A 3,177-nucleotide genomic window follows, 5' to 3' on the forward strand; every position below is an offset into this window, starting at 1 on the left:
GCGACGCCGTAGCCCCCGTGCGCGGCGGCCCGCGGCTGCGGCGCGGAGGTCGCCATGGGCAGGCGCAGCCGGAACCGGGAGCCGAGCCCCGGCCGGGAGGTGAGCAGCAGCCCGTGGCCAAGAGCCAGCGTCATGCGCCGCACGATCGACAGGCCGAGGCCGAGCCCCACCTCGTCGCGCCGGCCGCCGTCGCAGCGGTAGAACTCGTCGAACACGCGGGTCCGGTCGTCGGCGGAGATGCCGGGGCCGGTGTCCACCACGTCGATGGCGCAGAGGCCCGCGCGCGGACGGGCGCGCAGCAGCACGCCGCCCTGCGCGGTGTAGCGCACCGCGTTGGAGACGAGGTTCTGCAGGATGCGCTTCAGCATCACTGGGTCGCTCTCCACCGCGAGCGGCGGCGCCTTTACCGCGAGGCGCAGCCCCTTGGCGGCGGCCGCCGGCTCGAAGCTCGCGGCGATCTCGGCCAGAAGCTCGTTCAGGTCGAGCGCCCCCACGCTCGGGCGCACCACGCCGGCGTCGAGCTTTGACACCTCGATCAGCGCCTTGATCAGCTCCTCGATGGTGGTCATGCCGCGCTCGGCCTGCAGCGCGACCGCGCGGGCCTCGTCGCCGAGCGGCATGTCCACGAGCGTCGACAGCGACAGCCGCGCCGCGTTCAGCGGCTGCAGCAGGTCGTGGCTCGCGCCCGCGAGGAAGCGGGTCTTGGAGCGGTTGGCGAGCTCCGCCTCCTCCTTGGCCTCCACCAGCGCCTGGTTGGAGCGCTCCAGCCGCCGCATCAGGCTGGTCAGCTCCTCGGTGCGGGCCCGCACCCGCCCGTCCAGCATGATCGCAGTCTGGAACATTGAGTAGGCGTTGCCCTGCCGGTCGGTGGCGCGCTCCACATGGTCCATCAGCGCTTCGTTGATGCGCTCGAGCTTGGCGATGCGGCGGCGCAGTCCGGCGAGTTCGTCGTCGTCGGGGGAGGGGGCTGCGGGCGTCATGCGTTCCCCGCGAAGCCGATGGCGACGCCGGTGAAGGTCTGGTTCAGGTGCATCGAGCGGTACTGTTCGCCATAGGTCTCGAAGCCGATCACGCCGTACTGCCGGTAGAGATTGGAGATGGTGCGCCGCCGCTGGCGGATCTCGGCGTCGAACCGGCGCAGCACGCAGTCGAAGCCGATGATGAGATCGACGCCGCCGAGCGAGGCCTCGAGGCGCTCCAGCTCCGCGCGGGTCACCTCCACGATGTCCTTCGGCCGGGCGAGGGTGAGCACCAGCCCGCGGTCGATGGCGCAGAAGAAGCTGAGCGAGCCGTCGGCGTTCAGCCTCCGGATCGAGCGGCAGAAGTATTCGCCGCCGACCCGCACCACCAGCGGGTGCGAGGCGAAGCTCATGGGGGTGAGGCTGCCCGGGTCGAGTCCGACCGCCATGGCGTATTCGGCGGCGGCCGGCTCCGCGTTGAGCTCCCGCACGGTGCGGGCGCCGTCGTCGGAGGCGGTGACGACGAACTTCACGTCCGTTGGCTCGAAATTGTCGGTTTTGAAGGTCTCCACGGGGAAGTCCGTGTCGCAGATCATCACGATCGCGGCGTCGGTCACCACCTCGCCGTCGTAGATCAGCGCGGTGCGGCGGAAGGACAGGTCGTCGCCGGCGGAGCCCCCCACCAGCGGCACGCCCGCCAGCGCCCGGTCGATGGCGGAGACCACCTGCTCTTCGGCGTCGGCGAGGCCGTCGATCAGGGTCAGCGCGAAGCGCCCGCCCTCCGCCGCGCTGTCTCCGGCGAGGCGGCAGCGCAGAGCGCTGACCAGGCCCGCGGTCTGCTCGGCGTCGAACACGCTGAGCCGGCGCACCAGCGTGGAGACGATGCGGAAGCCCTTCTGGGGAAAGGCGATCGCCACCAGCCCGCGGTCGAGCCCGCCGTCGGGGCTGATCTCGCCCGCGCTGCTGCAGGCCGCGACCGGGACGCCCGGAAAGCGCGCGCTCAGCGCCCGCGCCAGCTCTTCGGCCGGATAGGCGGGGGAAAAGAACACCACGAGCTGGGCGAGCGCCGGGGTCTCGATGGCGCCGGCGAGCGCCGCGACCGCCGCGTCCGCGTCCGGAACCGTGGTCCAGGCGCTCTGCACGCCGCATTTGTGGGTGATCGCGCGGGCGGCCTGGCCCATGTGCTGCCCCTTCGAGAACCGTCCGGCCGCCGTCACGCGCCCGCGCCGTCGCGCGAGACTAGGCGCCGGGACGGGCGCGGGCAATCGCGCCTTAGGGCCGAGGCCGGCGCGGTCATGCGGCGCGCGCCGGCAGCCGCTCCCGCTCCAGCCGCGGCAGCAGGTGCATGGCGGAGCGGGCGAACTCGTAGCGGGCGACCGCGAGCTTGTCGGTCCAGGCGGGCAGCGGCTCCTGCATCAGCTCGATCACGTCGAGCCCGCGTTCGAAGCCGGCGGTGATGCGCTCCTCGATCATGTCGAGCCAGTCGCGGGTCTGCTTCAGGCCGCGCGAGCCGGCCTCGGCCGGGCCGTGGCCGGGGCAGAGACGCCGGGCGGAGATGGGCGCCAGCGTGTCGAGCGCGGCGCGCCAGCGGGCGAGATCGGCGTCCGGCGTGGTCGGCGCGCGGTCGAGGAACACCAGATCGCCGGCCGCGAGCACGCCCGAGCGCTCCTCGAACAGACAGAGGTCCGAGCCGGTGTGGCCCGCGAGCGGCAGGAAGCGGAACCGGCGCTCGCCCACGTCCTCCCATTCGGTCGCGATCGTGCGGGCGGGAGCGGGCGTGTCGGTGCCGCGCATCCAGGCGCCCGCGACGCGGTACATGGCGTCGGCCAGCGCGTCGCCGCGCAGCGCCAGATCGGCGTTCAGCTCGGCGGTGGTCCACACCACGTCCGGCGGAAACGCGCCGGCGCCGAACACATGGTCGGCGTGGATGTGGGTGAGATAGACCCGCGCGACCGGCTTGCCCGTCACCGCTTGAGCCGCCGCCTTCAGCGCCTCGCCATAGGCGTGGGACGGGCCAGCGTCCACGATCACCGCGCCCTCGCGGGTGTCGAACAGGGTGACGTTGGCGATGGCGCCGCCGTTGGCGGCGGTGATCGGCTCGTTCAGGCCCTCCACCAGCCACACGCCCTCGCCGATGGGGCGGGGGACGACGTCGTAGGCGCGGCGGGCGGCGGCGCGCCCCGGCAGCAGGGGAGCGGCGACCGCGCCGGCGGCGAGC

General features: G+C 73.3%; 3 protein-coding genes. All 3 read right to left on the bottom strand.

The annotated features are described in order from the left end of the window. Positions 1-980 (bottom strand): sensor histidine kinase (locus ACFQ4O_RS16380; RefSeq protein ID WP_378777253.1); only part of this gene is annotated, 980 nt, incomplete at its 3' end. Next, entirely contained in the window at positions 977-2,140 is a 1,164-nt protein-coding gene (locus tag ACFQ4O_RS16385; RefSeq protein ID WP_378777257.1) for an FIST N-terminal domain-containing protein, read from the bottom strand. The genes ACFQ4O_RS16385 and ACFQ4O_RS16380, both read right to left, overlap by 4 nt. Before the next feature lie 112 nt (positions 2,141-2,252). Next, positions 2,253-3,177, bottom strand: a 925-nt coding sequence (locus ACFQ4O_RS16390; protein ID WP_378777255.1) for a quinoprotein relay system zinc metallohydrolase 1, incomplete at its 5' end; no start/stop codon positions are given.

The organism is Methylopila musalis, from assembly GCF_042679725.1.
Classification (GTDB): Bacteria; Pseudomonadota; Alphaproteobacteria; order Rhizobiales; family Methylopilaceae; genus Methylopila; species Methylopila musalis.

Coding starts and splice junctions, on each gene's coding strand:
- ACFQ4O_RS16385 (WP_378777257.1), bottom strand. CDS start 2,140: ATGGGCCAGGCCGCCCGCGCGATCACCCACAAATGCGGCGTGCAGAGC.